The 3,096-nt window shown below is 32.8% G+C and carries 4 protein-coding genes; 1 reads left to right on the forward strand and 3 read right to left on the reverse strand.

Going from position 1 to position 3,096, the window contains the following annotated elements; all coding sequences use genetic code 11:
- The first annotated feature begins 88 nt into the window (after nt 1–88).
- Nucleotides 89–229 carry a hypothetical protein gene (locus AWW72_RS19540; protein WP_171254752.1) on the forward strand — a complete coding sequence of 47 codons (141 nt, stop codon included), beginning with the start codon at nt 89–91 and terminating at the stop codon, nt 227–229.
- A 90-nt stretch (nt 230–319) separates the two neighbouring features.
- On the opposite strand, the gene AWW72_RS18710 is transcribed toward AWW72_RS19540, so the two are convergent.
- The 3 genes from AWW72_RS18710 to AWW72_RS18720 form a co-directional block, all read right to left on the reverse strand.
- Nucleotides 320–1,432: an OmpW/AlkL family protein gene (locus tag AWW72_RS18710; RefSeq protein ID WP_062848324.1), complete on the reverse strand. Its 1,113-nt coding sequence runs from the start codon at nt 1,430–1,432 to the stop codon at nt 320–322.
- Between the two features lie 485 nt (nt 1,433–1,917).
- Entirely contained in the window at nt 1,918–2,367 is a 450-nt protein-coding gene (locus tag AWW72_RS18715) for a hypothetical protein (RefSeq protein WP_062848325.1), read from the reverse strand.
- A gap of 320 nt (nt 2,368–2,687) precedes the next feature.
- Complete coding sequence (locus AWW72_RS18720; RefSeq protein ID WP_005257798.1) at nt 2,688–2,948, reverse strand: hypothetical protein; 261 nt, start codon at nt 2,946–2,948, stop codon at nt 2,688–2,690.
- Nucleotides 2,949–3,096: the final 148 nt, after the last annotated feature.

A 3,096-nucleotide genomic window follows, 5' to 3' on the forward strand; every position in this document is an offset into this window, starting at 1 on the left:
ATTTTAATTGCAATATATATCACATGATTTATAGAGTAACTATGAATCTTACTATTACTTAAAAATATTTAAACTTGAGGGTCTTACTATGAAAAAAGTACTTCTTACAGTAGCTACATTACTTACAATTTCTACTAGTGTTATGGCAACAGATTTCACACCAAAAGCTGAAACAGGTTTTATTGGTGGTAAAGGTTGTGGCTTTTCCTGCACAGGTGGTGGTCGTTAATTTCTAAACTATAAATAAAACCTCACCACAGCCAGTAAAAGCCCTCCTCAAAGGGCTTTTACACTAATCCAAACATGTCTACTCAGTGATTTAAAAACGATATCCCACGCCAACATAAGTAATCAGTGGATCAATATCAATCTTGGTTGTCGCGTGAATTAATTTACTGCCTGTATTTTTGTTGACGACATCAATAGTGGCTTTATTATTCAATTTTGCATAGGAAACTGAACCAACTCCATACCAAGAATCATTAAAATCATAAGTAAAGCCAACGGAAACAATAGGTGCAATCGCATCATCCGCATCTACTTTGACAGTCATATCACCACTTGAGACTTTTCGGTCTAAAGCAGCTCCACCTTTACCATCCAATACATTTTGAATCATATGCCCAGCTGAGATCAAATCAGCTCTAATTCCTTCATTAAGCTTAATCTGGTTAAAATGAGCATACATCAGACCAGCACCAACATATGGTCTAAACTTATCTATGCCACCTGTACCAAACTGATATTGTGCTTCTATCGCTGGAGTCCATGCGCGAACTGTTGCAGCTTTGGACTTGTTACCTAAATTTGTAATAGGAATAGATTGACCTAAGGTAATACCATCAGGGAACAAAATCTTTACGATTTCATTTGGAGAAACTGCTAATCCAGTTAAAGGCGCTGCAATTTCTCCCTCTCCTTTAATATCAACTTTCGGTGGAACGCCCCCGATTAACTGTAATGAAACTTTGTCATTCAAATAATAATTAAACATTAAACCTAAAGTATCGACATCATCAACTTCAAGACCCGCATCATTCTGCCTCCAGTTTTCTAACCCATAAATATTAGCACTACCAGCAACTTCTGGCAGGATATTGCCATTTCCATCAGTTAATATTGCTGCCAAAGATGGCTCATTTAAAGCTAACTCGAGAAATTCTTTTTGGTTAAACTGCTCTCCTCCTAAATCAGTTCCCATCGCATTGGGATCAACCGAATTTAAGAAGCTAGTCGTCGAAATACTTCCGACTTTGGTGACCGTTCCATTTTTAACATTGGTATTAATATTAAAGGGATTCGCCTTACCTTGTGGCATCACATGTAACCAACCTGCCGAGACCGAGAATCGCTTAAACTCTTGGGCATAAGTTAAGTTGGTTAAAGACATCAAAGTTGTTGCGATTACAATTTTTGTTGCTGTTTTTTTCATTTTATTTCTTCCTGAAATTCCACATTACCTGATTTAGTAATATGTTTTTTGAATATAACTACAAATGTTTTTTTATCAAACAATAAATTTTAATTACTGATAAAAGGTGACTAATCACTATTTTTTTGTGATGAACTTAACAAAATTAACTGTAGTTAAAAGTAGCGCTTATAGAAAAAATGCCCTCTTTAAGGAATTTTTATAGATATACTTACGTGAATAGTGTTGTTACTCTATTAATTTTATTGCTGGAATTATAGTTTCATTAGACATAAGCTTTGAGTACAGCCAAAATGGCTGAGTAAGACGCTTAACTTATAGTATCTTCTTTCTAAGCAATAAAAAAACTGACCATAAGAGGTCAGTTTAATTTAAATAAAACAGTGACTTAATAAATTAAATTATTCTATTGCTAACTCGAATACCTATTTATGCTTTATTAAGGTTTTCTAATCAATAATTAAAAGTCGTAATTACTAAAAATGCTATCTACAAGTTTCGTTATTCAAAATCACACTACCCAAAGTCTCTCCAACTTTATTCTTATAAAAGACCTCAACTTTATGATCATTAACGCCCATATATTTAGAGTTATAAAGCTCTTTGCACCAAACCTGATAACTATCTTTAGTACTTATAAAATCAGCTAAATCTTTTTCTTCAGTTTCAGATACATCTAAAGCTGGGCTGAATGTTACTGAAGAATAAAATGGCGTCGTGGAAGCTGATGTTATCTTTACCAACTCATTTGATTTATAAGTCACTGATTTTGAAGTCCTCTCATTCGACTTCTTAAAATACTCAGCCGCTCGATCAAGATCTATAAACTTAAAATCCTGCCCAATAATTCCTTGTTCTTTCAATTCATCATCAGTATTAGCAGTTACATTAAAACTCAAGGCCAGCAGCATTGAAGTAATTAAAATTCTTGTCATAAAAATACCCCTTTATTATGCAGGTAATTTATCAAATGGCTGATACGAAGTCATTAAAAAAATATACAAAAATGAATTTATTTATAAAGAGTCATCAATGTAATAGAAAGTTAGATTTTTAATTACCTAGATTTCTATGCTGCGTTTATTAGACTAATTGCTTATCAATCCGTAACTATCTGGATATTTTAAAAATATTAATTTTTTCAAAAAATACCCTCAATATCATGAGGGTATTTATAGAATACATTAAAAATGAATGTTGAACAGTCTAAGTCTAACCAGACTTTTCTACCGTCCAAACATTCTTGTATTTTTCATTATGCATTAAATTCCGCTTGGGTCATCTCACCCAGGTAACAAATCGACATGGCAAACAAGTTCACTGGCTGTGTTGAGGGATCACTTTTCTTGATCCACTCAGCACCAATCGCATTCAACTCATTTAGTTTCGTTTTAGAAACAGGTGGTAGAAAGGATTCTAATGGCAGTTGAATGTTAAAACTTCTTGTATTTCCATTATTACTTGCATCATTAAAAGTATAACCAATCAAATACCAATGATATTTTTGTTCAGACATTTGTTATTCTCAAGTTTAATAATTGAGATATTTTTATACCATAAAAAAACAAAAAACATGTTCAAAAATCAATCAATTGAATATTTTTTGTCATATAAATAAAGCACTCACACGTCAGTATTTGATCAGTGGATGACCTTTTCTACCC

Origin of the sequence: Acinetobacter sp. NRRL B-65365, assembly GCF_001605865.1 — a bacterium.
GTDB classification, from domain to species: domain Bacteria; phylum Pseudomonadota; class Gammaproteobacteria; order Pseudomonadales; family Moraxellaceae; genus Acinetobacter; species Acinetobacter vivianii.

Bases quoted from the DNA above. Each gene is read 5' to 3' on its own strand.
- AWW72_RS19540 (WP_171254752.1), top strand. From the start codon at position 89: ATGAAAAAAGTACTTCTTACAGTAGCTACATTACTTACAATTTCTACT.
- AWW72_RS18710 (WP_062848324.1), bottom strand. From the start codon at position 1,432: ATGAAAAAAACAGCAACAAAAATTGTAATCGCAACAACTTTGATGTCT.
- AWW72_RS18715 (WP_062848325.1), bottom strand. From the start codon at position 2,367: ATGACAAGAATTTTAATTACTTCAATGCTGCTGGCCTTGAGTTTTAAT.
- AWW72_RS18720 (WP_005257798.1), bottom strand. From the start codon at position 2,948: ATGTCTGAACAAAAATATCATTGGTATTTGATTGGTTATACTTTTAAT.